This is a genomic window from Streptomyces azureus, from assembly GCF_001270025.1.
GTDB classification, from domain to species: Bacteria; Actinomycetota; Actinomycetes; order Streptomycetales; family Streptomycetaceae; genus Streptomyces; species Streptomyces azureus.
Genome location: NZ_DF968194.1, coordinates 1 through 22,290, shown reverse-complemented (window position 1 = coordinate 22,290; position 22,290 = coordinate 1). Strand labels below are relative to the sequence as shown.

The window sequence follows — 22,290 nt, the reverse complement described above, 5'->3', positions numbered from 1 at the left end:
CTGCATGTCCGTACTGACGCGCGACGAAGCGCAGACCCGAGCAGGGCTCCTCGACGTCCACCGCTACACGATCGAACTCGACCTGACCACCGGCGACGAGATCTTCGACTCCCGCACCCTGATCAGGTTCAGCGCCCGCGCGGACGGGGACACCTTCGTCGAGGTCAGGCCTGCCGAGCTGCGCTCCGTCACCCTCGACGGACAACCCCTGGACCCGGAAGCCCTGGACGGCAACCGGCTGCCCCTGAAGAACCTCACCGCCGGCGAGCACGAACTGCGCGTGCACGCGCACATGCGCTACTCCCGCACCGGCGAGGGCATGCACCGCTTCACCGACCCCACCGACGGCGAGACCTACGTCTACACCCAGCTGTTCCTGGACGACGTCCAGCGCGTCTTCGCAGCCTTCGACCAGCCCGACCTGAAAGCCGTCTTCGACCTGTCGGTGAAGGCCCCGCAGGGCTGGACCGTCCTCGCCAACAGCGTCACCGAACACACCGGCGACGGCCTCTGGCAGGCCGCCCCCACCCCACTGATCTCCACCTACCTCGTCGCCGTCGCCGCCGGCCCCTGGCACTCCGTGCGCACCGAGCACCGCGGCCTGCCCTTCGGCCTGCACTGCCGCCGCTCGCTGGCCCCCTACCTGGACACCGACGCCGACGAGCTCCTCGACGTCACGCGCGCGTGCTTCGACCGCTACCACGAGAAGTTCGACGAGCCCTACCCCTTCGACTCCTACGACCAGGCCTTCGTCCCCGAGTTCAACGCGGGCGCCATGGAGAACCCCGGACTGGTCACCTTCCGCGACGAGTTCGTCTACCGCTCCGCCGTCACCGACACCGAGCGGCAGACCCGCGCCATGGTCGTCGCCCACGAGATGGCCCACATGTGGTTCGGCGACCTCGTCACCCTCAAGTGGTGGGACGACATCTGGCTGAACGAGTCCTTCGCCGAGTACATGGGCTACCAGACCCTCACCGAGGCGACCCGTTTCAGCGACACGTGGACCGACTTCGGCGTCAACCGCAAGTCCTGGGGCTACGACGCCGACCAGCGCCCCTCCACCCACCCCGTCGCCCCCGAGGCCGTCGACGACACCGCCTCCGCGCTGCTCAACTTCGACGGCATCTCCTACGCCAAGGGCGCCAGCGCGCTGCGGCAGCTGGTCGCCTGGCTCGGCGAGAAGGACTTCCTGGCCGGCATCAACACCCACTTCACCCGGCACAGGTTCGGCAACGCCACCCTCGCCGACTTCATCGACTCCCTCGCCGGCGCCACCGAACGCGACGTCCACGCCTGGGCCGACGCCTGGCTGCGCACCACCGGCGTCGACACCCTCACCCCGCACCTCGCCCCCGGCGAGAACGGCACCTGCGCCCTCACCGTCGACCGCACCGGCAGCCGCCCGCACCGCATCGCCGCCGGCCTGTACGACCGGGACCTCGGCGACGACGGCAGGCACCTCGTCCTGCGCGAACGCCTTCACCTGGACCTGCCGCAGACCGGCGCCCACCCGATCGGCAAGCGCCCCGCGCTGCTCCTCCTCAACGACGGCGACTTCAGCTACGCCAAGGTCCGCTTCGACCCCGAGTCCTTCGAGACCGTCCGCAAGGAGCTGTCCGGCCTGCCCGAACCGCTCACCCGCGCGGTCGTCTGGAACGCCCTGCGCGACGCCGTCCGCGACGGCGAACTGGCGCCCGCCGCCTACCTGGAGACCGCCCGGGCCCATCTCCCGCTGGAGACCGACCTCGCGATCGTCCAGGGCGTGCTCGCCTTCGCGTCCACGTACATCGCCGACCGCTACCTCACGCCCGAGGAGCGGCCCGCCGCGCTCGCCACGCTCTCCGAGCTGTGCCGCGACCTCATCCGCCGCACCGAGGACGGCGACAATCCCGGCCTGCGCCTGATCGCCGTACGCCACCGCATCGACGCCGCCGCCCACCCGGACACCATCGCCGCCTGGCTCGCCGACGGCACCGTGCCCGGCGGCCCGGAGCTCGACCCCGAGCTGCGCTGGCGCGTCCTGGGCCGGCTCGCCGTCCTCGGCGCCACCGACGAGGCCGCCATCGCCGCCGAACTGGAACGCGACCCGAGCGCCACCGGGCTGGAGGGCGCAGCCCGCTGCCGGGCCGCCCTGCCCGACCCGGAGGCCAAGGCCCGCGCCTGGGAGGCGATGTTCGGCTCCGACGAACTGTCCAACTACCTGTTCACCGCGACCGCCCAGGGCTTCTGGCAGCCCGAACAGGCCGGCCTGGTGCGCGCCTACGTGCCGCGCTACTACACGGACGCGGTCGACGTCGCCGAGCGCCGCGGCCCCGCCATCGCCGAAGCCGCCGGCCGCTGGGCCTTCCCCGCCCATGCCGTCGACCCCGAGAACCTCCGCCTCGGCGAGGAGTGCCTGCGCGACGCCGGACCCATCCCGGCGCTGCGCCGCAAGCTCGTCGACCAACTCGACGACCTGCGGCGGGCGTTGCTGGTGCAGGGAGGGCAGGAGGCGTAGGACCGGCGATGTAGGACACGGACGGCGCGGCTGGTCCCTTTCGCCGATGCGGTGGGCCGGCCGCCCTTCCTAGCCTCGGGCAGAAGAAGACGACCAAGCCCGAGGAGTCCTTCGTGATCGCAGTGACCGGTCCCACCGGAAACGTCGGCCGTGCCCTGGTCGAACGCCTCACCACCGCCGGCCGGCCCGTGCGGGCACTGACCCGCGACCCGCAGCGGGCCCGCCTGCCCGCCGGCGCCGAGGCGGTACGACTCCGCCTCGACGACCCGGCCGCCCTGTTCGAGGGCGCAACCAAGCTGTTCCTCTACGTCCAGGCGGGCGGCGACCGCACCGCCGGCCTCCTGGCGGCGGCCCGTGCCGCCGGAGTGCGCCACGTGGTCCTGCTGTCCTCCTCGATCATCGACTCGGGCGCCGACGAGAGCCACCCCATCCACGTCATGCACGCCACCGCCGAGCGGCACGTCCGCGACAGCGGCCTGGCGTGGACCTTCCTGCGGCCGGGCGCGCTCGCCGCCAACGCCTTCCAGTGGGCCCCGCAGATCCGCGCCGGCGACACCGTCCGCGGTGTCTTCGCCGACGGGCAATCCGCCCCCGTCCACGAGGACGACATCGCCGCCGTCGCCGAACGCGCCCTCCTCGACGACGGCCACGAGGGCGCCGCCCACCGCCTCACCGGGCCCGAGGCGATCACCAACGCCGGGCAGGTCGCGACGATCGGCCGCGTCCTCGGCCGTGGGCTGCGCTTCGCCGAGCTGTCAGCGGACGAGGCAGGCCCCGAACTGTTCCCGCACGTCCCGCCGGGCATGCTCCCGGCCCTGCTGCAGACCTTCGCCGCCACGGTCGGCACGCCGCCGGAGATCACCGACACGGTACGGGAGATCACCGGCAGGCCGGCCCGTCCCTTCGCCGCCTGGGCCGAGGACCACGCGGACGGCTTCACGGGCTGAGGGGGCCACGGAGGGCTGAAGCGGCTCCAACAGGTTTTCCGGTACGGAAGTACCTCCTCCCGGGTCCGGTCGTTGGGCCTTTCGGGCGCGCCGCCCCGCACCCCGGAGGACAGCCCATGAGCACGCCACCCCTCGCCTCAGGCCCCGAAGGCCCGCGCGCCCTGCGGCCGTTGCTCGACACCGTGCTCGCGGCGCTGGACGCCGGAGCCCGGGCACGCGGCGGGCCGCTGCCGGCGGGCGGGCCGGACGCGGTCGCCGCGCGCCTGCGCCAGGCCGTGGGGGAGGCCCTGCCCGACCAGGGCGCCCCGAACGCCCTGCACGTCCTCATCCGCGCCTTCGCCGAAGGCGCCGCCGACCCGGCCCACCCCCTGTGCGCAGCCCACCTCCACTGCCCATCCCTCGCCCTCGCCACCGCCGCCGACCTGGCCGCCTCCGCCCTCAACCCGTCCCTGGACTCCTGGGATCAGGCCCCGGCGGCGTCGGAACTGGAAGCGATGATCGCGGGAGTCCTGGCCAGGGAGATCTACGGGGCCGGGGAGCGCGAAGCAACCTCCCTGATCACCACCGGCGGCACCGAATCCAACCAGCTCGCACTCCTCCTCGCCAGGGAGGCGTACGGCGGATCCGTGCGGCTCGTGGTCGGGGACAACGCCCACCACTCGCTGCCGCGCGCCGCCTGGCTGCTCGGGCTGCCCGACCCCGTCGTCGTACCCGCCCCGGCCGGCACGCTCGACCCCGTCGCGCTCGACGAGACCCTCACCCGACTGACCGGACCGCTGCTCGTCGCCGCCACCGCCGGCACCACCGACGCCGGACTCATCGACCCCCTGCCCGAGATCGCCGCCCGCTGCGCGGCCCACGGCGCCCGGCTGCACATCGACGCCGCCTACGGCGGAGGCCTCCTCTTCAGCGACCGCCACCGCGCCCGGCTCACCGGGCTCAACGCCGCCGACACCGTCACCCTCGACCTGCACAAACTCGGCTGGCAGCCGGTCGCCGCAGGACTCCTGGCCGTCAAGAACCCCCGCGACCTCACCGCCCTGCGGCACCGCGCCGACTACCTCAACGCCGCCGACGACACCGAGGCCGGCCTGCCCGACCTGCTCGGCCGGTCCCTGCGCACCACCCGCCGCCCCGACGTCCTCAAGCTCGCCGTCACCCTCAAAACCCTCGGCCGCGACGGCCTCGGCACGCTCGTCGACCAGGTCTGCGCCCGGGCCAGGGACCTCGCCGCCCTCGTCGAGGAGCACCCCGGCTTCGAACTCCACGCCCGGCCCGTCATCAGCACCGTCCTGTTCCGGCCCGCGGGCGCTACCGACGACACCGTGGCCGCCGTACGGCGCGCACTCCTCACCGACGGCCGCGCCGTCCTCGGCCGGACCCGCCTCGACGGCCGGCTCTGGCTCAAGGCCACCCTCCTCAACCCCGCCACCGGGCCCGACGACCTGGCCGCGCTGCTCCACCTCGTCACAGCGCGGCAAGCGACACTCGTGGAAGGACACACCCCCCGATGAACCCCGCGCCGAGCCCCCAGCCGCACGAGCCGAACCCCGCCCCGGCCACCCGGCCCCACCACCCGCACCACGAGCCCGACGCACCCCGCGACCTCGTCGGCATCGGCATCGGCCCGTTCAACCTGTCCCTCGCCGCGCTCGCCCACCCGCTCGGCGAACTCGACACCGCCTTCTACGAGCAACGCCCCGCCTTCGGCTGGCACTCCGGCCTGCTCATCGAGGGCGCGACCATCCAGGTGCCGTTCCTCGCCGACCTGGTGAGCCTCGCCGACCCCACCAGCCCCTGGACCTTCCTCAACTACCTCAGGTCCCGCGAGCGGCTCTTCCCCTTCTACTTCGCCGAGCGCTTCCACATCCAGCGCGCCGAGTACGACGCCTACTGCCGCTGGGTCTGCGAGAACCTCCCGGCGCTGCACTTCGGCCACCAGGTCGACGCCGTCCGCTGGAACCCCGAACGCGACCTCTTCGAGGTCGACTTCACCCAGCTCGACGCCGACGGAGAAGCGGAGGCCCTCGGTCGGGCCTACACGCGGAACGTCGTCCTCGGCATCGGCACCGAGCCCTACGTCCCCGACCCCCTCAAGCCCCTCGTCGAAGCCCCCGGCGTGCCCGTCGTGCACGCCGCCGACTACCTCGACCACCGCGCGGACCTCCTCGCCGCCGAGCACGTCACGGTCGTGGGCATCGGACAGTCCGGCGCCGAGATCTTCCTCGATCTGCTGCGCAACCGGCCCGCCGGGCGCGAGAAGCTCCACTGGCTGGGCCGCACCGAGGCCTTCGCGCCGATGGAGTACTCCAAGCTCGGCCTGGAGCACTTCACCCCCGACCACACCCGCTACTTCCACGACCTGCCCGAGTCCGCCCGCGACCGGCTCCTCGCCGGGCAGTGGCAGCTGCACCAGGGCATCGACGCCGCCACCATCGCCGCCATCCACGACGAGCTGTACCGCCGTACCCTGCACGGCGGCTGGCCCGACGCCGCCCTCACCCCCGGCGTCCGGGTCCGCACCGCCGGCCGCGTCGCGACGACCAAGGTGGAACTGCACCTGGAGCACGGCCGGCAGGACAGCCGCTCCCGCCTCACCACCGACGCCGTCGTCCTCGCCACCGGCTACCGCGAACGCCCCCTCGACCGCATCCTCGCCGGCCTCGACCCCTACATGCGCCGCGACAGCCAGGAACGCCCGCACATCGACGAGGACTACCGCCTCGTCCTCGACCCGTCCGTCACCGGCACGGTGTACGTACAGAACGCCGAGACCCACACGCACGGCGTCGGCGCCCCGGATCTCGGCCTCGCCGCCTGGCGCAGCGCGATCATCCTCAACTCCCTGACGGGCAGGGAGGCGTACGCGCTCCCGCGCCGCACCGCCTTCACCACCTTCGGCCTCACGCAGCGGCAGCAGGTCCCGCCGCCCCGTGAGGCACCGGCGCTGACCCCGCTCGTGGACCGAAGGTGACGAAGCCCGCAGCTCAGAAGACGGGCGTGCCGTTCCGCGTGAGCTTCCAGTCCACCGCCGCGAACCCGGCCGGGTCGATCGACCCCTTCGCCTTCACCCAGGCGATCATGGTGTTGCGGATCTCGTCCGAGTTCGACCACAGCAACTGAGCGGCGGCCACATGCGGGAAGTTGCCGCCGCCGTTGGCCCGGTAGTTGTTCACCGCGAACACGAACTTCGCGTCGTCCGCGAGCGGCTGCCCCTCGAACCGCACGTTCGTCACCCGCGAACCGGCAGGCTTGGCGATGTCGATCTCGTACGCCAGACCACTCACCACGTCGTAGTTGTAGTCCGGCGTGCCGTTCGCGTTCGTCAGCTTCGCCGGATCCACCGCCGCATCCGGCGCCGTCTGCACGAAGTAGTTCGCCGAGAACTCCAGGTACGCCTTCATCTGAGCGCCCGTCATCAGACGCGCCTCCAGCGTGTTCTCGAAGACGTACAGACCCGCCACGTCCCGGATCGTCACCTCGCCCGCCGGGATCCGGGCGGACCGCGAAAAGCACGCCGCCTGCGACAGCACCGGCAGCGCGGCGTGCTCCGTGCCCGCCAGAGCCTGCTTCACCGTGTCCGCCTGGATGTGGTTGATCAGATCGATGATCGGCACGTCCTTGTACGGCGCCTCGGCCGACGTCATCTCCGCCGCGTTCGTGCCGATGACCTGGTTGACGTACGCCACGACCTTCTCGTGCTCGTCCGAGAGCAGCCGGACGATCTCCGGGTCCTCCTGAACGGTGTTGGAGTTCAGGACCTGCGCGCCCACCTTCTCGACCGCCCAGCGGCCCTTGTCCCACACCAGCTGGAAGTCGAAGAGCGTCAGCCGCTGACCCCACTTGAGCGGCTCCGACAGCACGACCTGCTTGCCGGTCTCCTTGTTGGTGACGAAGTACTCGGGGATCTCCGTGTGGGCGTGACCCACCAGGATCGCGTCGATGCCCGGCACCTGCTCGGCCACCAGCCCGGCCGCGTTCTCGATGTACGGCAGCTGGTCACCGTAGGACGACGTCCCCGACGAACCGCTGTGCGCCGACACGATGACGACGTCCGCGCCCATCGACCGCAGCTTCGGCACCCACTTCGCCGCCTGCTCCTCCAGACCCGGGAACGTCATCTTCCCCTGCACGTTCGCCTTGTCCCAGATCGCGATGCCCGGGTTGGTCAGACCCAGCACCGCCACCTTCACATCCCGCCCGCACGGCGTGCGCAGCCGGTGCATGCTGTACGGCGCGAAGGCGGGCCGCAGCGTCTTCGCGTCCAGCGCGTTCGCGCCCAGCAGCGGGAAACGGCACTGCTGCTCGAACTTCCGCAGCACCGGAATGCCGTAGTTGAACTCGTGGTTGCCGAGCGCCGCCGCGTCGTAGCCCATGGCGTTCATGGCCTGCGCCATCGGGTGCACCGGGCCGCCCTCGGCCGTGATCGGGTCGACCTTCGCGTAGTAGTACGACAGCTGCGTGCCCTGGATGGTGTCGCCCGCGTCGATCAGCAGCGTGTTGCGGCGGCCCTTCTCCTCGCGGACGCGGTTCACCAGGGTCGAGACCTTGGCGAGACCGATGTCGTTGTGGTCCTTGTCGTCGAACTCCTTGTCCGTGAAGTAGTCCCAGTTGAAGACGTTGCCGTGCAGGTCCGTCGTCCCCAGCACGGTGAAGGCGTACCGCTTCGCGCCCCGCTTTTCCTCGCGCGCCTCGGCCGCCTGCGCACCCGGCGCCCCGACCGCACCGGCCAGCGCCACCCCCGCCCCGGTCACGGCGGACTTCTCCAGGAACTTCCGGCGGTTCAACGGCATGTCTGGCTCCTCGCGGAATCTGTGAACGACGCGCGTAGATAACGCGCGTAGATTCTGACCCGGTCATGACCGGCAGCAACAGTCCCGCCAGGTTGCGATCTGATGACTCGGCCCGTCCGCTCCACGCCTCCGGCCAGCCAAGACATGACAGAGTGGGGCGTATGACCGCGCCCACGTCAGACGCCTCCCAGCCCGCCGTCCCCTACGGCACACCCGACGCCCCCCGCATCGCCGTCCGCGGTGAGGCGCGCCTCGAGGTCGACCCCGAGATCGCCCGCATAGGCATCACCGTCGCCGCCCGCGGCCGCGACCGCCGCTCCGCCCTCGACGACCTCACCCACCGCAACGCCACCGTCCTCGACCTCGTCAAGTCCTACGGCGACGCCGTCGAACGCCTGGAGACCGGCGCCTTCTCCATCACCCCCGAACTCACCAAACACGGCCGCGGCGAACGCGTCCGCACCTACCACGGCAGCGTCCACGTCACCGCCGAACTCACCGACTTCACCGCCCTCGGCGAACTCACCACCCGCCTTGCCGACCTGGAACTCACCCGCGTGGACGGCCCCTGGTGGGCCCTGCGCCCCGACTCGCCCGCCCACCGCGAAGCCCGCAAGAAGGCCGTACGGGAAGCCGTCCAGCGCGCCCGCGAGTACGCCGAGGCGCTCGGCACCACCCTCTCCGCCCTGGTCGAACTCGCCGACATCGGCGCCGAGAACGCCCCGCCGCCCTACCCCCAGGCCCCCGGCCGCGCGCGCTCCGCCGCCTTCGGCGCCGCCGCCGAGAACGCCCCGGCAGCCCCCCTCGACCTCGAACCCCAGCGCCAGCGGGTGCACGCCCAGATCAACGCCCGCTTCACGATGGTGCCGCCGCAGCTCTAGCCGGCCTATTCCGAAAACCCGACCGAATTCCGGGGGTGCTCATGTGCTCATCGGAGCACCCCGCCGCACAATTCAACGCTTGTCAATAACGCTTCACTCAAAGTCTGTTGAGTAGTCACGCGCGACCAATTCTCTACCAGCCGGTAACTCATAGGCTCAGACCATGCGCCGAGCAAAGATCGTCTGCACCCTTGGACCCGCCACCGACTCGTACGACCAGATCAAAGCCCTGGTCGACGCCGGAATGGACGTAGCCCGATTCAACCTCAGTCACGGTGACCACGCCGAACACGAGGAGCGCTACCACCGGGTACGAAAGGCCACCGACGAAACCGGCCGCAGCGTCGGAATCCTCGCCGACCTTCAAGGCCCGAAAATCCGACTCGGCCGCTTCACCGAAGGCCCCGTACTCCTTGAACGCGGCGACACCTTCACCATCACCGTCGAAGAAGGCATCGAAGGCGACCGCAACATCTGCGGCACCACCTACGCCGGCCTCGCCGACGACGTCACCACCGGCGAACGCATCCTCGTCGACGACGGCAAGGTCTGCCTGGAGGTCACCGAGGTCGACGGCCCCCGCGTCCACACCACGGTCGTCGAGGGCGGCGTCATCTCCGACCACAAGGGCCTCAACCTCCCCGGCGTCGCCGTCTCCGTCCCCGCCCTCTCCAAGAAGGACGAGGACGACCTCCGCTGGGCCCTGCGCACCGGCGCCGACGTCATCGCCCTCTCCTTCGTCCGCACCGGCCGCGACATCCAGGACGTCCACCGCATCATGGACGAGGAAGGCCGCCGGCTCCCCGTCATCGCCAAGGTCGAAAAACCCCAGGCGGTGGAGAACATCGACGACATCGTCGCGGCATTCGACGGCATCATGGTCGCGCGCGGAGACCTCGGCGTCGAAATGCCGCTGGAACAGGTCCCGATCGTCCAGAAACGCGCGATCAAACTGGCGAAACGCAACGCCAAACCGGTCATCGTCGCCACCCAAATGCTCGACTCGATGATCGACAACGCCCGCCCGACGCGCGCGGAGGCCTCCGACGTCGCCAACGCGATCATCGACGGCACGGACGCGGTCATGCTCTCCGGCGAGACCAGCGTCGGCAAGCACGCCATCGAAACGGTCCGTACGATGGCGCGCATCGTCGAAGCCGCCGAGGAAGACATCCTGACCAAAGGCCTCCCGCCCCTCACGGAACGCAACAAACCCCGCACCCAGGGCGGCGCGGCAGCCCGAGCGGCAGCCGAAATGGGCGACTTCCTCGGCGCCCGCTTCCTCGTCGCCTTCACCCAGTCCGGCGACACAGCCCGCCGCCTCTCCCGCTACCGCTCCCCGATCCCCCTCCTCGCCTTCACCCCCGACCAGGCGACCCGCTCCCAGCTCAGCCTGACCTGGGGCGTGGAGACGTTCCTGGGTCCGTACGTCGACTCCACGGACGCGATGGTCGACCAGGTCGACGAACTGCTGCTCCGCTACGGCCGCTGCCAGAAGGGCGACACGGTCGTCATCACGGCGGGCTCGCCCCCCGGCGTCTCCGGCTCGACGAACATGGTCCGCGTCCACCACATCGGCGAGGACGACAGCCCGAAGTAGGGCGGCGTCAGTACTTGGGGCCTACGTGGGCGTCCATGAGGGCGACGGAGGCTTTGCGGGCGACGGAGGCTTTGCGGGCGACGGAGATGTTGAACGGGTCGCCGTTGCGGGTGCAGTGCGTCCACTCGACACCGAGCTTGTCCAGGGTGTCGGTGTAGAGCCGTCGGATGTCTTCGGAGACGTTGGTGAAGAAGTACCGGGGGTATTCGTAGCGCTTCCGCTCGCCGGCGACCATGCGGGTCGTCCAGTTGGTGATGCGGCAGCCGTCGGAGTGGATGAGGCCTTTGATGAATTCCCAGGGGTGGGCGCCGACGATCGCCTGCTGCCACGGTTCCAGGGCAATGGGGCGCTCGTGCTTCTTGCCGGGGCCGTGCTGAGGGAAGAGGCAGTGCAGGTGCTTCGAGTAGACCTTCACGTTGCGGCAGCCAGTCTTGCGGACACGGCAGACGGAGTTCTCGGGGAAGACCGCACGCATGGCCCGTTCGCAGTCGTCCATGAGGCCCGGCCATGATTCCGTGCAGGTGATCATGAGGTTGGGCACGCGGTGCTCGGAGTAGTGGCTGATATGGCCGTCGCCGAGATACAGACCGAGCAGATACGCGTATGCGGCCTCGTCGAGGTCCCGCCCATCACATCGGGGGCACTTCGGATCGTGCCGTTCGGGGCACTCGCCGCGTGCAGCCCGGTCCAGGTGTTTCCAGTAGCCGACCGTGCCCAGCGGCACGTTCAGGCTGCGGGCCACGTCCGCGTTCTTCGCGCCGCCACGCAGCAGAGTGAGGGCTTTCTGTCGCACCTCAGTGCCATGGAAGTTCATGTGTTCACTCTGTGTCACTGATCGTGACCAGGGGCAGCAAAAAGCGGAGAACCACGCGAACGTGATCCTCCGCTTCTGACTTCGTTGTGCCCGGTGTGGGATTCGAACCCACATGCCCAAGGGGCACGGCATTTTGAGTGCCGCGAGTCTGACCAGTTCCTCCAACCGGGCAAGTCAGGGGACCGATGAGCAGTGTACCGGTTCACTGTGTGCCCTTGCTGCTAGGTACGCTCTTGGGAGCAGTACCGGCCTGCCCCGTACCAAGGAGCCCACGTGAGCGCCCCCGAGTCGCCCCAGCCTGTTGACGCGCCTGATGAGGACAAGTCGCACGTGCCTCCGATGACGACGCGGGTCGTCATCGCCGAGGACGAGGCCCTGATCCGGCTCGATCTCAAAGAGATGCTGGAGGAGGAGGGCTACACCGTCGTCGGTGAGGCCGGGGACGGGGAGCAGGCCGTGGAGCTGGCCCGTGAGCACCGGCCCGACCTGGTGATCCTGGACGTGAAGATGCCGAAGCTGGATGGTATCTCCGCGGCCGAGAAGATCGCCGAGGAGAGCATCGCGCCGGTGCTGATGCTGACCGCCTTCTCGCAGCGCGACCTCGTGGAGCGGGCCCGGGACGCCGGTGCCATGGCCTACCTGGTGAAGCCGTTCAGCAAGACTGACGTCGTGCCGGCGATCGAGATGGCCGTCTCGCGCTTCACGGAGCTGAAGGAGCTGGAGAAGGAGGTCGCGGACCTCACGCTGCGGCTGGAGACGCGGAAACTGGTGGACCGGGCCAAGTCGATCCTCCAGACGGAGTACGGGCTGACGGAGCCTGCCGCGTTCCGGTGGATCCAGAAGACGTCGATGGACCGGCGGATGTCGATGCAGCAGGTCGCGGAGGCGGTCATCCAGGACGCCGAGGAGAAGAAGTCCAACAAGGGCTGAGACGGCAGAGCGAGAGGCCCGCCCCCTGTGACAGGGGAGCGGGCCTCTTCGTGTTCAGGCCGGGCCTCAGTCCTCGCCGAGGTACGCCTTGCGTACCGACTCGTCGTGCAGCAGGTCCTGCCCCGTCCCGGAGAGGACGACGTTGCCGACCTCCATGACGTGGCCCTGATCGGCGAGCGAGAGTGCCGCCTGGGCGTTCTGTTCGACGAGCAGGATGGTCGTGCCCTGGGACTTCAGCTCCGAGATCGTCGCCATGATCTTCTGCATCATGATCGGGGAGAGGCCCATGGAGGGCTCGTCGAGCATGAGGAGCTTGGGCTGGGACATCAGGGCGCGGCCCATGGCGAGCATCTGCTGTTCGCCGCCGGAGAGGGTTCCCGCGGCCTGCTTCCTGCGTTCCCCGAGGATGGGGAAGAGGTCGTAGGCCCGCTGGATGTCCTTCTCGATGCCTTCCTTGTCCTTGCGGAGGAACGCGCCGAGCTGGAGGTTCTCCGCGATGGTGAGGCGGGGGAAGATGTGCCGGCCTTCGGGGGAGTGGGCGAGGCCGAGGGCGACGATCTTGTGGGCGGGGACCCCGTTGAGGGGCTTGCCGTCGAAGAGGATCTTCCCGGACGTCGGCTTCAGCAGACCCGACAGGGTGCGCAGCGTGGTCGTCTTGCCGGCGCCGTTGGTGCCGATGAGGGTGACGACCTGGCCGGCCTCGACGCTGAAGGAGATGCCTTTGACGGCTTCGATCTTGCCGTAGGAGACCCGGAGGTCTTCGACCTCGAGGAGTGCGGTCACTTGGCTTCTCCCTTGGTGCTGCTGGTGGTGCTGGTCGCTTCGGCTGCGGCTTCGGCGGCCTCGACCTCGGCGGCTTCGGCCTGGCCGGGGTCGCCTTCGAAGGGTTCGCCGAGGTAGGCGGCGACGACCCGTTCGTCGGCCTGGACGACCTGGGGGGTGCCTTCGACGAGCTTCTCACCCTGGACGAGGACGGCGACGCGGTCGGAGAGGTTGAAGACGAAGCGCATGTCGTGCTCGATGAGGAGGACGGCGATGCCCTTGTCGCGGATGGCGAAGACGAGTTCCTCGGTGGCCCGCGTCTCCTGGGGGTTCATGCCGGCGGTGGGCTCGTCGAGGAGCAGCAGGCCGGGCTCGGAGGCCATGGCGCGTGCGATCTCGAGCTTGCGCTGCTCGCCGTAGGGGAGGTTGCGGGCGAGGTGGTCGCGCTTGTGGGCGAGGCCGATGAACTCGAGGAGTTCCATGGCGCGTTCCTCGCTGGCGCGTTCGGCCTTCTTGAAGCCGGGGCCGCGCAGGAGGGCCGACCACAGCCCTTCCTTGGTCCGTGTGTGGCGGCCGACGAGGACGTTTTCCAGGACCGTCATGTTGGCGAACAGGCGGATGTTCTGGAAGGTCCGGGCGATGCCCGCCTGGGTGACCAGGTGGGGCTTGGGCGGGAGCACGGTGCCCTTGTAGGAGACGGTGCCCTCGGTCGGGACGTACAGGCCGGTGAGGCAGTTGAAGAACGTGGTCTTGCCGGCGCCGTTGGGGCCGATGAGGCCGACGATCTCGCCGGCGTTGACCGTGAAGTCGACGGAGCGGACGGCGGTGAGGCCGCCGAAGCGCATCGTGACGTCGCGGGCTTCGAGTACAGGTGTCGTCATGATGGTTACGCCCCCGCCTTGGTGACGGCCGGTTCGTCGGTCAGCGTGGTCTGTTTGGGTACGTCGAGTTGGCCGGTCTCGTGGAATTCGAGCTGGCGCCGGCGGTTGGCGATGATGCCTTCGGGGCGGAAGCGCATCAGCAGGATGAGCGCGATGCCGAAGGCGAGGAGCGACTTGTCCTGGAGGAAGACGAGCTTCTCGGGGAGCAGGTAGAGCAGGGCCGCGCCGAGGAGGGGGCCTGCGACCGTGCCCATGCCGCCGAGGACGACCGCGGCCAGGAGGAACGCGGAGTTGGGCGGGGTGGAGCCGGCGAACTGGTACGGCGTGGGGACCACGCTGTAGGTGACGTGGGCGCTGACGGTGCCGGCGAGGCCGGCGAGGGCGGCGCCGAGGGCGAAGGCGACGAGTTTGACGCGGAAGCCGTTGATGCCCATGGCGGTGGCGGCGGTCTCGTCTTCGCGGATGGCGATCCAGGAGCGGCCGATGCGGGAGTCCGCCGCACGCGTGTACACCAGGACCACGATGGCCATGATGAGGACCATCAGCAGGTAGTAGTTGGCGAATCGGCCGAGGGTGAATCCGCCGATGTCGTGGGCCTGGCCGAAGTTGAACCCGAACATGTTCAGGTCGGGGATGGACGGGATGCCGTTGGGCCCGTTGGTGACGTCGGGTCCGGAGTCGCCATCCATGTTGTTGACGGCGATGCGGAAGATCTCTCCGAAGCCGAGGGTGACGATGGCGAGGTAGTCGCCGCGCAGCCGCAGGGTCGGGGCGCCGATGAGGACGCCGAAGATCAGGGAGGCGGCGGCGCCGGTGAGGGCGGCGGCCCAGAAGGGGAATTGGACGCCGGAGAAGGTGGAGAACTCGGAGCCGGAGACGAGGGCGGCGGTGTAGGCGCCGACGCCGAGGAAGGCGACGTATCCGAGGTCGAGGAGGCCGGCGAGGCCGACGACGATGTTGAGGCCGAGGGCGACGGTCCCGAAGATCAGGATGTTGACGCCGATGTTGGCGTAGTGGTCGTCGGTCTGGGTGAAGGGGAACGCTATCGCCGCGAGGAAGCCCATGGCGAGCGTGAAGCTGCGGTTGTGGGCGACGAGGCGGGAGAAGCGGTCCGTGAGGCCGGCGGTGTGCATGGCCCAGACGAAGAAGACGACGACGATGAGGTAGCCGATGAAGAGTTCGCCGTACGCGGTGTCGATGCCGTAGGTGAAGACGGCGAGGCCGAGGATGGTGGCGAGGGTGATGGCGGCGCGTTCCAGCCAGGGGGTGAGGGGCTGGGGCGCGGGGATCGCGTCGGGCTTGGCGATGTACGCCTTCAGGCTTTCCCTGGTGCTGTCCTGGCCGATGCCCTGTTGGGGGAGGGCGAAGGCGCCGAGGACGGGCAGCAGGGAGGCGATGGCCGCTGTCCAGGCGCCGGGTTCGAGGTTGACGACGCCGCCGAGTTCGACGCTGATGGCGATGACGGTGAACCAGGTGGTGCCGAAGCTGCCGAGGGCCGCGAGGGTGAGGGGGGCGTTGTTGCGGGCGGGCAGGAGCCAGCCGGTGCCGCGGACGCCGTAGAGGGCGAGGGCGAAGAGGGCGGTGACGAGGCCGGCGGCGAAGGTGAGCCATTGCAGGCCGCCGGGGTAGCCGTTGATGGTGAGGTCGCCGGGGAACTCGTCGGTCCAGGTCCAGGCGAGGAAGGCGGTGGCGGCGGTGGCGATGCCTCCGGCGAGGAGGAGCGCGCGGGCCGCGGCGCGGGGGAGCGGGATGAGTCCGCGGGCGGCGGGGGTGGTCTTGGTGGTGTCGGTCATCGAGATCACGCCCTGTCCGCGACGCGTTCGCCGAGCAGGCCCTGGGGCCTGACGAGGAGGACGATGATGAGCAGGCAGAAGGCCCAGACGTCCTTCCAGGAGCCACCGCCGAAGAGGTGCATACCGGGGATCTCGTCGATGTAGGCGGAGGCGAGGGTCTCGGCGATGCCGAGGACGACGCCGCCGAGCATGGCGCCGTAGATGTTGCCGATGCCGCCGAGGACGGCCGCGGTGAACGCCTTGAGGCCCATGAGGAAGCCCATGCGGTAGTCGACGTTGCCGTACTTGAGGCCGTAGGCGACGGCGGCGACGGCGGCGAAGAAGCCGCCGATGGCGAAGGCGATGACGATGATGCGGTTGGTGTCGATGCCCATCAGCTGTGCGGTGTCGGGGTCCTGCGCGGTGGCCTGCATGGCGCGGCCGGTGCGGCTACGGCGCACGAAGAAGGCGAGGGCGGCCATGCAGATGACGGCGGCGAGGATGAGGAAGATGTCGGCGTCCTTGATGGTGACGGAGCCGATGTCGTGGGTGGCGTCGAGGCCGGGGAAGGCGCGGGCGCGGTCGGCGCCGGGGTAGAAGTTGCGGACGACCTCCTGGAGCGCCAGGGAGAGGCCGATGGCCGTGATGAGCGGTGCCAGTCGTGGTGCTCCGCGCAGTGGCCGGTAGGCGAACCGTTCCGCTCCGACGGCGATGAGGATGGCCACGAGGGCGCCGCCGAGGAGCATCAGGGGTACGGCGAGGGCCATCGAGGTGCCGTCGGGGAGGATGTAGAAGTAGACCGTGAGTGCGCCGAACGCGCCGGTCATGAAGATCTCGCCGTGCGCGAAGTTGATGAGCTGGACGATGCCGTACACCATCGTGTAACCGATGGCTATCAGCCCGTACATCGAGCCGAGAAGCAGCCCGTTGGCCAGCTGCTGCGGCAGGGTGTTCACCGCATGGCCTCCATGTCGCTGGTGGTCGTGTGCACTGGATGCGTGCGTGGTCGCGTGCTGTGGGGGTGTGAAAACGGGCCGCGCGGTCGGGGTCGTCCTCCCGCGCGGCCCGTGGTGCTGCGTACTGGGGGGCCGGAACTACTGGAGGTCGGCGGTGCCGGTCTCCACGGCCTTCCAGGCACCCTTCTCGACCTGGTACACCGTCAGCTGCTTGTTGGTGGTGTCGCCGTACTCGTCGAAGGAGACCTTGCCGGTGAGGCCTTCGAAGTCGGACTTCTGGACTCCGTCGACGACCTTGGAGCGCAGGTCGTTGATGTCGGTGGGCACCTTGCCGCCGTTGGCGTCGGCCGCGGCCTTGACGGCCTTGATGATGGCCGTGGTGGCGTCGTAGGCGTAGGCACCGTAGGCGCCGTAGTCGCCCTTGTAACCCTTGTCCTTGTACGTCTGGATGAACTGCTTGGCGGCGGGCAGGGTGTCGGCGGGGACACCGATCGCGGTGACGAGGTCGCCCTCGGAGGACTTGCCGGCGGCTTCGATGTAGGTGGAGGCGAACATGCCGTCGCCGCCGAACAGCGGGATCTTGACGCCGGCGTCCTTGAGCTGCTTGGTGATCAGCGCGGACTCGTCGTACTGGCCGCCGTAGTAGAGCAGGTCGGCACCGGAGTTCTTGATCTTCGTGACGAGGGAGCCGAAGTCCTTGTCGCCGGTGTTGACGTGGTCGGTGCCGACGACGGTGCCGCCGAACTTCTTGTACTGCTCCGCGAAGATCTTCGCGAGGCCGGCGCCGTAGGTCTGCTTGTCGTCGACGACGAAGGCCTTCTTCTTCTTGAGGCCGTTGTACGCGTAGCCGGCGGCGAAGCTGCCCTGGAGTTCGTCGGTGGTGGCGGTGCGGAAGTACGTCTTGTAGGGACGCTTCTTGTCCGTCTGCCAGTTCTTGCCCTGGGTCAGCTCGGGGTTGGTGTTGGCCGGGGAGATCTGGACCATGTTGGCCGAGGCGAACACCTGCTGCATCGTCTGGGCGACGCCGGAGTTCAGCGGGCCGACGGCGCCGACGACGGTCTTGTCGCCGGTGAGGCTGGTGGCGTTGGACTGGCCGGTGGCGGGCTGCGCCTTGTCGTCCAGGGCCTTGAGCTTGAATTTCACGCCCGGGACCCAGTTGTTCTTGTTGGCGTCGTCGACGGCTATCTGGGCGCCGTACTGGATGCCGAGGCCGGTGGTGGAGTTCTCACCGGACAGGGGCGCGTCCACGCCGATGGTCAGCGTGGTGCCGTCGCCGCTGTCTCCGCTCTTGTTGCCGCTGTCGTCTCGGGAGCCGCAGGCGGTGAGAGTCAGAGCTCCGGTCGTAAGAACGGAGGTAAGAATCACCAAGGAACGCTGTCGCACGATCAGTCCTTTCACAGGCAGGCCCGCCCTGATCGGGGGGTGAGTGCCGCGCTGATACCGAACTCCCGATGGAGCGGTGACTGGCCGTGACTCTAAGCCCGTGTGGAGGCAGGGTCAGCGGCGTGGGCTGGCTTGTGACTTTCTTGTTATGACGCGGTGGATGCCCGGCTTCGGCAGCGGGCCGTCTCGGCGGGTTTGATGTGCTTTCTCCGAAGTCCGCATTCTGAGAACGCGCACTTCCGGTTGGCCGTGGCCGAGATCATGCGGCTGCCGGGGCGCGGGCGGCGTGAAGCGGTTCGGAGAAGGCCCCGGGCGCAGACGCGGGCGAAGGCGAAACTGTCTGTTGTATTGCGCGCGCGTTACGGAGCGTTACGCAGAGAAAGCGATGGCCGGCGTCCTGGGGGAGTTCCGAAGAACCGGAAACGGCTGTTTCGACGGTGGGGTCCCGGGTCGTGCCGGCCGGCCCCGGGCACGGCCGGGGCCGGTGGTCGGGGTGAGGGTCGGCCGCATCACTGCCACCGTCACCGCGGCTGCCTCACACGCCCGCTGCGCGTCGTCGGGGTGACAGCGCGGCCCAGCGGCCGGCGAGCCGGTTGGTCAGGTGTGGCGCAGTGGCGTCGGTGACGCCGTAACTCTCGTCTGGTTCCGCCGAGTTGACGGGTTCGACGGGGCTCCGTGGCTCATGGCGGCAGCCTCGTGTGGCCACTGTAGGGGAGGGGCAGGGCGGGGAAGAAGGGCGGTGCCCCGCCGCTCCGGATGGGGCCCGGTGCGGCGGGGCGGTCGATCACGCCGGGTGGCCGTCGGCGCGGGGTTACGGGAGCTTGACGAACGGCGCCAGGAAGGTACGGGCGCCGGGGGTGTCCAGGCGGTACGTCACGTTGGTCGCGTAGCAGGGGGTGTCGCCGGTGATGGTGGTCGCGGCGAGGATGGTCCGCCCTCCGATGACGGCGAAGTTGGGGCCGCCCGAATCGCCGTAGCAGGCACCTCCGTTGCCCTGCGGGGCGGTCATCGCCAGACGGGCCCAGGAGTCGTTGAGAGCGTTGAAGGTGACGGGTGCCTTCATGCGGACGCCGCCGCCGGGGTGGGTCTGGCCACCGGGCCCGTTGACGGCTTCCTGGGTGCCGTAGCCGGCGACGAACCATTCGGTCGTGTTCAGGCCCTGCGGGCCGAGCCTGCCGAGCTGGTTCGCGGTGGGCAGGGCGGCCGGGGTGAAGCTCCAGCGGGCCTTGACCTGGGCGGCGGGCAGTTCGACCACCGCGATGTCGTGGGTGTCGGAGGCGGGCCCCGGGTAGTCGGGGTGGGAGTGGGCGGTGCCCTGGACGGCGACGGCGGCGGCCTGCGCGGCCGGGTCGCCCGGGTGCCTCTTGGCCGCCGCGTCGAGCCCGGACTGCACGTCCTGGTCCAGGGAGACGTAGAACCGCACGTTGTCGGGCCAGTCGGTGGTGCAGTGCGCGGCGGTCAGGAAGGTGTCCACGTCGATCATGGTGCCGGAGCAGACCCAGTCGACCCGGTCGGGGGTCGCGGGGTTGTCGTCGTCGTCCCAGGTGGCCACGAGCGCGCCGACCTCGGTGCGTTCGGGTGCGGGCGTGGCGTTGTAGGAGTTGACGGCGGACGACGGCAGCGCGGTGGCGAGCACGGCGGCACCGGCCGCGGCGGTGACGGCGAGGGCGCGTACGGAGGTCAAGAGAAACCCTTCTAGGGGTGGGACGGGTCTTCTCCTGTGGGGGGTGGGGCGTCGTCAGTGAAGCGCCCGGGGGCGGTCGCGGCAAGAGCGCGCCCGCCCCTCCAGGGTTTTCCCTACGTCGGTCGGCTCTGCAGCGGCAGGTTCGGCGGCGGCCGGTTCGACGTGGCGTCAGCTCGCGGCGCGGATGAGCTCCTCGTCGCCGGGGTTCACATCGCGCAGCAGACAGGTCAGCCGGGCCGTGCACACCCTTTTGTCGTTTTCGTCGGTTATGACGATTTCGTACGTGGCGGTCGAGCGCCCCCGGTGCACCGGCGTGGCCACACCGGTGACGAGGCCCGAGCGCACCCCGCGGTGGTGGGTGCAGTTCAGGTCGACGCCCACGGCGATCTTGGAGCTGCCGCCGTGCAGCATCGAGCCGACCGAGCCGAGCGTCTCGGCCAGCACCGCGGAGGCCCCGCCGTGCAGCAGTCCGTAGGGCTGGGTGTTGCCCTCGACCGGCATCGTCCCGACGACCCGGTCCGCCGACGCCTCGACGATCTGGACGCCCATCCGGGTCCCGAGGTGGCCCGCGGAGAACAGGGCCAAGAGGTCCACGCCGAGAGCGGCGTACTCGTCGATGACCTCTTGCGGGAACTTCACGTGCTGCTGTTCACCCATGGGGCCCGGTCTCCGTTCGTCCAGATCATGCGGTCAACCTCGGCTGAGCAAACGCTCAGTCGGTCGCCGATTGTTCCAGACGTACCAGGACGGACTTGCTGGCCGGGGTGTTACTGGTGTCCGCGGTGGCGTCCAGCGGCACCAGCACGTTGGTTTCCGGGTAGTACGCGGCGGCGCAGCCCCGGGCCGTCGGGTAGTGCACGACCCGGAAACCGGGCGCCCTGCGCTCCACGCCGTCCTTCCACTCACCGACCAGGTCCACGTACGAACCGTCCGCCAGCTTCAGGGCACGCGCGTCCTCGGGGTTGACCAGCACGACCCGGCGGCCGTTCTTGATGCCCCGGTAACGGTCGTCGAGGCCGTAGACCGTGGTGTTGTACTGGTCGTGAGAGCGCAGCGTCTGGAGTAGCAGGCGGCCCTCGGGCAGTTCGGGGTACTCCACGGGCGCGGCGGTGAAGTTGGCCTTGCCGGTGGCCGTGGGGAAGCGGCGTTCGTCGCGCGGGGCGTGCGGGAGCGTGAAGCCGCCGGGGCGGGCCACGCGCGCGTTGAAGTCCTCGAAGCCGGGGATCACGCGCGCGATGCGGTCCCGGATCGTCGCGTAGTCCTTCTCGAACTCCTCCCAGGGCGTGGCGCTGTTCTCGCCCAGCACGCGGCGGGCCAGGCGGCAGACGATGGCCGGCTCGGACAGCAGATGCCGGCTCGCGGGCTCCAGCCGCCCCCGGGAGGCGTGCACCATGCCCATCGAGTCCTCGACGGTCACGAACTGCTCGCCGCTGTCCTGGAGATCGCGCTCGGTACGGCCGAGCGTCGGGAGGATCAGGGCCCGCGCGCCCGTGATCACGTGCGAGCGGTTCAGCTTCGTCGACACGTGCACGGTCAGCCGCGCGCGCCGCATGGCCGCCTCGGTGACGTCCGTGTCGGGGGACGCGGAGACGAAGTTGCCGCCCATGGCGAAGAAGACCTTCGCCTCGCCGTCGCGCAGCGCGCGGATGGCCCGTACGACGTCGTAGCCGTGCTCGCGCGGCGGGGCGAAGCCGAACTCCTTCTCCAGGGCGTCCAGGAACGCCGGGGCGGGGCGCTCGAAGATGCCCATCGTGCGGTCGCCCTGCACGTTCGAGTGGCCTCGCACCGGGCACACGCCCGCGCCCGGGCGGCCGATGTTGCCGCGCAGGAGAAGGAAGTTGACCACTTCCCTGATCGTGGGGACGGAGTGCTTGTGCTGGGTGAGGCCCATGGCCCAGCAGACGATGGTGCGCCGCGAGGCGAGGACCATGCGGAGGGCTTCCTCGATCTGCTCCCGGGTCAGCCCGGTGGCCCTCAGCGTCTCGTCCCAGTCGGCGGCGCGGGCGGCCTCGGCGAACTCCTCGTAGCCGTGCGTGTGCTCCCGCACGAAGTCCTCGTCGACCGCGCCCTCCGTCTCGACGATCAGCTTGTTCAGGAGACGGAACAGGGCCTGGTCGCCGCCGATGCGGATCTGGAGGAACAGGTCGGTCAGCGCGGCGCCCTTGAGCATGCCGTGCGGGGTCTGCGGGTTCTTGAAGCGCTCCAGGCCCGCCTCGGGCAGCGGGTTGACGCTGATGATCCTCGCCCCGTTGTCCTTGGCCTTCTCCAGGGCGGACAGCATGCGCGGGTGGTTCGTCCCCGGGTTCTGTCCGGCGACGATGATCAGGTCGGCCTTGTACAGATCCTCCAGCAGGACGCTGCCCTTGCCGATGCCGATCGTCTCCGAC

General features: G+C 69.8%; 17 protein-coding genes and 1 tRNA gene. 7 read left to right on the top strand and 11 right to left on the bottom strand.

What is annotated here, in order from left to right:
• The first annotated feature begins 4 nt into the window (after positions 1–4).
• From pepN to AOQ53_RS02110, 4 genes are all read left to right on the top strand, one after another.
• Complete coding sequence (pepN, locus tag AOQ53_RS02125) at positions 5–2,500, top strand: aminopeptidase N (protein ID WP_059414469.1); 2,496 nt, start codon at positions 5–7, stop codon at positions 2,498–2,500.
• A gap of 113 nt (positions 2,501–2,613) precedes the next feature.
• Positions 2,614–3,447: an NAD(P)H-binding protein gene (locus AOQ53_RS02120; RefSeq protein WP_059414429.1), complete on the top strand. Its 834-nt coding sequence runs from the start codon at positions 2,614–2,616 to the stop codon at positions 3,445–3,447.
• Between the two features lie 116 nt (positions 3,448–3,563).
• The gene (locus AOQ53_RS02115; protein WP_059414427.1) at positions 3,564–4,961 is read left to right on the top strand and encodes a pyridoxal phosphate-dependent decarboxylase family protein; all 1,398 of its coding nucleotides are present in this window, start codon (positions 3,564–3,566) and stop codon (positions 4,959–4,961) included.
• Entirely contained in the window at positions 4,958–6,421 is a 1,464-nt protein-coding gene (locus AOQ53_RS02110; RefSeq protein WP_059414425.1) for a lysine N(6)-hydroxylase/L-ornithine N(5)-oxygenase family protein, read from the top strand. The genes AOQ53_RS02115 and AOQ53_RS02110 overlap by 4 nt, the downstream gene beginning before the upstream one ends.
• Positions 6,422–6,434: 13 nt before the next feature.
• Here the strand turns inward: AOQ53_RS02110 and AOQ53_RS02105 are convergent, their stop codons facing one another.
• Positions 6,435–8,240, bottom strand: a complete 1,806-nt coding sequence (locus tag AOQ53_RS02105) for a bifunctional metallophosphatase/5'-nucleotidase (RefSeq protein ID WP_059414423.1) — start codon at positions 8,238–8,240, stop codon at positions 6,435–6,437.
• A 161-nt stretch (positions 8,241–8,401) separates the two neighbouring features.
• Between AOQ53_RS02105 and AOQ53_RS02100 the strand changes: the two genes are divergently transcribed.
• Together AOQ53_RS02100 and pyk are read left to right on the top strand one after the other, a co-directional pair.
• Positions 8,402–9,121, top strand: a complete 720-nt coding sequence (locus AOQ53_RS02100) for an SIMPL domain-containing protein (RefSeq protein ID WP_059414421.1) — start codon at positions 8,402–8,404, stop codon at positions 9,119–9,121.
• A 163-nt stretch (positions 9,122–9,284) separates the two neighbouring features.
• Complete coding sequence (gene pyk, locus AOQ53_RS02095; RefSeq protein ID WP_059414419.1) at positions 9,285–10,721, top strand: pyruvate kinase; 1,437 nt, start codon at positions 9,285–9,287, stop codon at positions 10,719–10,721.
• A gap of 7 nt (positions 10,722–10,728) precedes the next feature.
• Here the strand turns inward: pyk and AOQ53_RS02090 are convergent, their stop codons facing one another.
• On the bottom strand, positions 10,729–11,535 hold the full coding sequence (locus tag AOQ53_RS02090) for a hypothetical protein (RefSeq protein ID WP_059414417.1): 807 nt from the start codon (positions 11,533–11,535) through the stop codon (positions 10,729–10,731).
• Positions 11,536–11,622: 87 nt separating this feature from the next.
• A tRNA-Leu gene (locus tag AOQ53_RS02085) sits at positions 11,623–11,706 on the bottom strand.
• A gap of 102 nt (positions 11,707–11,808) precedes the next feature.
• On the opposite strand from AOQ53_RS02085, the gene AOQ53_RS02080 reads away from it, so the two are divergent.
• Positions 11,809–12,465, top strand: a complete 657-nt coding sequence (locus tag AOQ53_RS02080) for an ANTAR domain-containing response regulator (protein ID WP_059414415.1) — start codon at positions 11,809–11,811, stop codon at positions 12,463–12,465.
• Between the two features lie 66 nt (positions 12,466–12,531).
• On the opposite strand, the gene AOQ53_RS02075 is transcribed toward AOQ53_RS02080, so the two are convergent.
• The 8 genes from AOQ53_RS02075 to AOQ53_RS02040 all read right to left on the bottom strand — a co-directional run.
• Positions 12,532–13,248, bottom strand: coding sequence for an ABC transporter ATP-binding protein (locus AOQ53_RS02075; RefSeq protein ID WP_059414413.1), 717 nt, complete (start codon positions 13,246–13,248; stop codon positions 12,532–12,534).
• Positions 13,245–14,108: an ABC transporter ATP-binding protein gene (locus AOQ53_RS02070; protein WP_059414411.1), complete on the bottom strand. Its 864-nt coding sequence runs from the start codon at positions 14,106–14,108 to the stop codon at positions 13,245–13,247. The genes AOQ53_RS02075 and AOQ53_RS02070 overlap by 4 nt, the downstream gene beginning before the upstream one ends.
• A 5-nt stretch (positions 14,109–14,113) precedes the next feature.
• The gene (locus AOQ53_RS02065; protein ID WP_059414467.1) at positions 14,114–15,901 is read right to left on the bottom strand and encodes a branched-chain amino acid ABC transporter permease; all 1,788 of its coding nucleotides are present in this window, start codon (positions 15,899–15,901) and stop codon (positions 14,114–14,116) included.
• 5 nt (positions 15,902–15,906) lie between these two features.
• Positions 15,907–16,836, bottom strand: a complete 930-nt coding sequence (locus AOQ53_RS02060) for a branched-chain amino acid ABC transporter permease (protein ID WP_059414409.1) — start codon at positions 16,834–16,836, stop codon at positions 15,907–15,909.
• A 138-nt stretch (positions 16,837–16,974) separates the two neighbouring features.
• A complete protein-coding gene (locus AOQ53_RS02055; protein WP_059414407.1) occupies positions 16,975–18,204 on the bottom strand; it encodes a branched-chain amino acid ABC transporter substrate-binding protein in 1,230 nt (409 codons plus the stop codon).
• Positions 18,205–19,030: 826 nt separating this feature from the next.
• Entirely contained in the window at positions 19,031–19,903 is an 873-nt protein-coding gene (locus tag AOQ53_RS02050; RefSeq protein ID WP_059414405.1) for a trypsin-like serine protease, read from the bottom strand.
• A 168-nt stretch (positions 19,904–20,071) separates the two neighbouring features.
• Complete coding sequence (locus AOQ53_RS02045; protein WP_059414403.1) at positions 20,072–20,560, bottom strand: PaaI family thioesterase; 489 nt, start codon at positions 20,558–20,560, stop codon at positions 20,072–20,074.
• 55 nt (positions 20,561–20,615) lie between these two features.
• Positions 20,616–22,290: FdhF/YdeP family oxidoreductase (locus tag AOQ53_RS02040; RefSeq protein ID WP_059414401.1), on the bottom strand; the 1,675-nt coding region annotated here is incomplete at its 5' end.

What these genes read in the sequence shown, in the direction of transcription:
- pepN (WP_059414469.1), top strand. Translation starts at nt 5, where the DNA reads ATGTCCGTACTGACGCGCGACGAAGCGCAGACCCGAGCAGGGCTCCTC.
- AOQ53_RS02070 (WP_059414411.1), bottom strand. Translation starts at nt 14,108, where the DNA reads ATGACGACACCTGTACTCGAAGCCCGCGACGTCACGATGCGCTTCGGC.
- AOQ53_RS02105 (WP_059414423.1), bottom strand. Translation starts at nt 8,240, where the DNA reads ATGCCGTTGAACCGCCGGAAGTTCCTGGAGAAGTCCGCCGTGACCGGG.
- AOQ53_RS02090 (WP_059414417.1), bottom strand. Translation starts at nt 11,535, where the DNA reads ATGAACTTCCATGGCACTGAGGTGCGACAGAAAGCCCTCACTCTGCTG.
- AOQ53_RS02115 (WP_059414427.1), top strand. Translation starts at nt 3,564, where the DNA reads ATGAGCACGCCACCCCTCGCCTCAGGCCCCGAAGGCCCGCGCGCCCTG.
- pyk (WP_059414419.1), top strand. Translation starts at nt 9,285, where the DNA reads ATGCGCCGAGCAAAGATCGTCTGCACCCTTGGACCCGCCACCGACTCG.
- AOQ53_RS02110 (WP_059414425.1), top strand. Translation starts at nt 4,958, where the DNA reads ATGAACCCCGCGCCGAGCCCCCAGCCGCACGAGCCGAACCCCGCCCCG.
- AOQ53_RS02045 (WP_059414403.1), bottom strand. Translation starts at nt 20,560, where the DNA reads ATGGGTGAACAGCAGCACGTGAAGTTCCCGCAAGAGGTCATCGACGAG.
- AOQ53_RS02100 (WP_059414421.1), top strand. Translation starts at nt 8,402, where the DNA reads ATGACCGCGCCCACGTCAGACGCCTCCCAGCCCGCCGTCCCCTACGGC.
- AOQ53_RS02065 (WP_059414467.1), bottom strand. Translation starts at nt 15,901, where the DNA reads ATGACCGACACCACCAAGACCACCCCCGCCGCCCGCGGACTCATCCCG.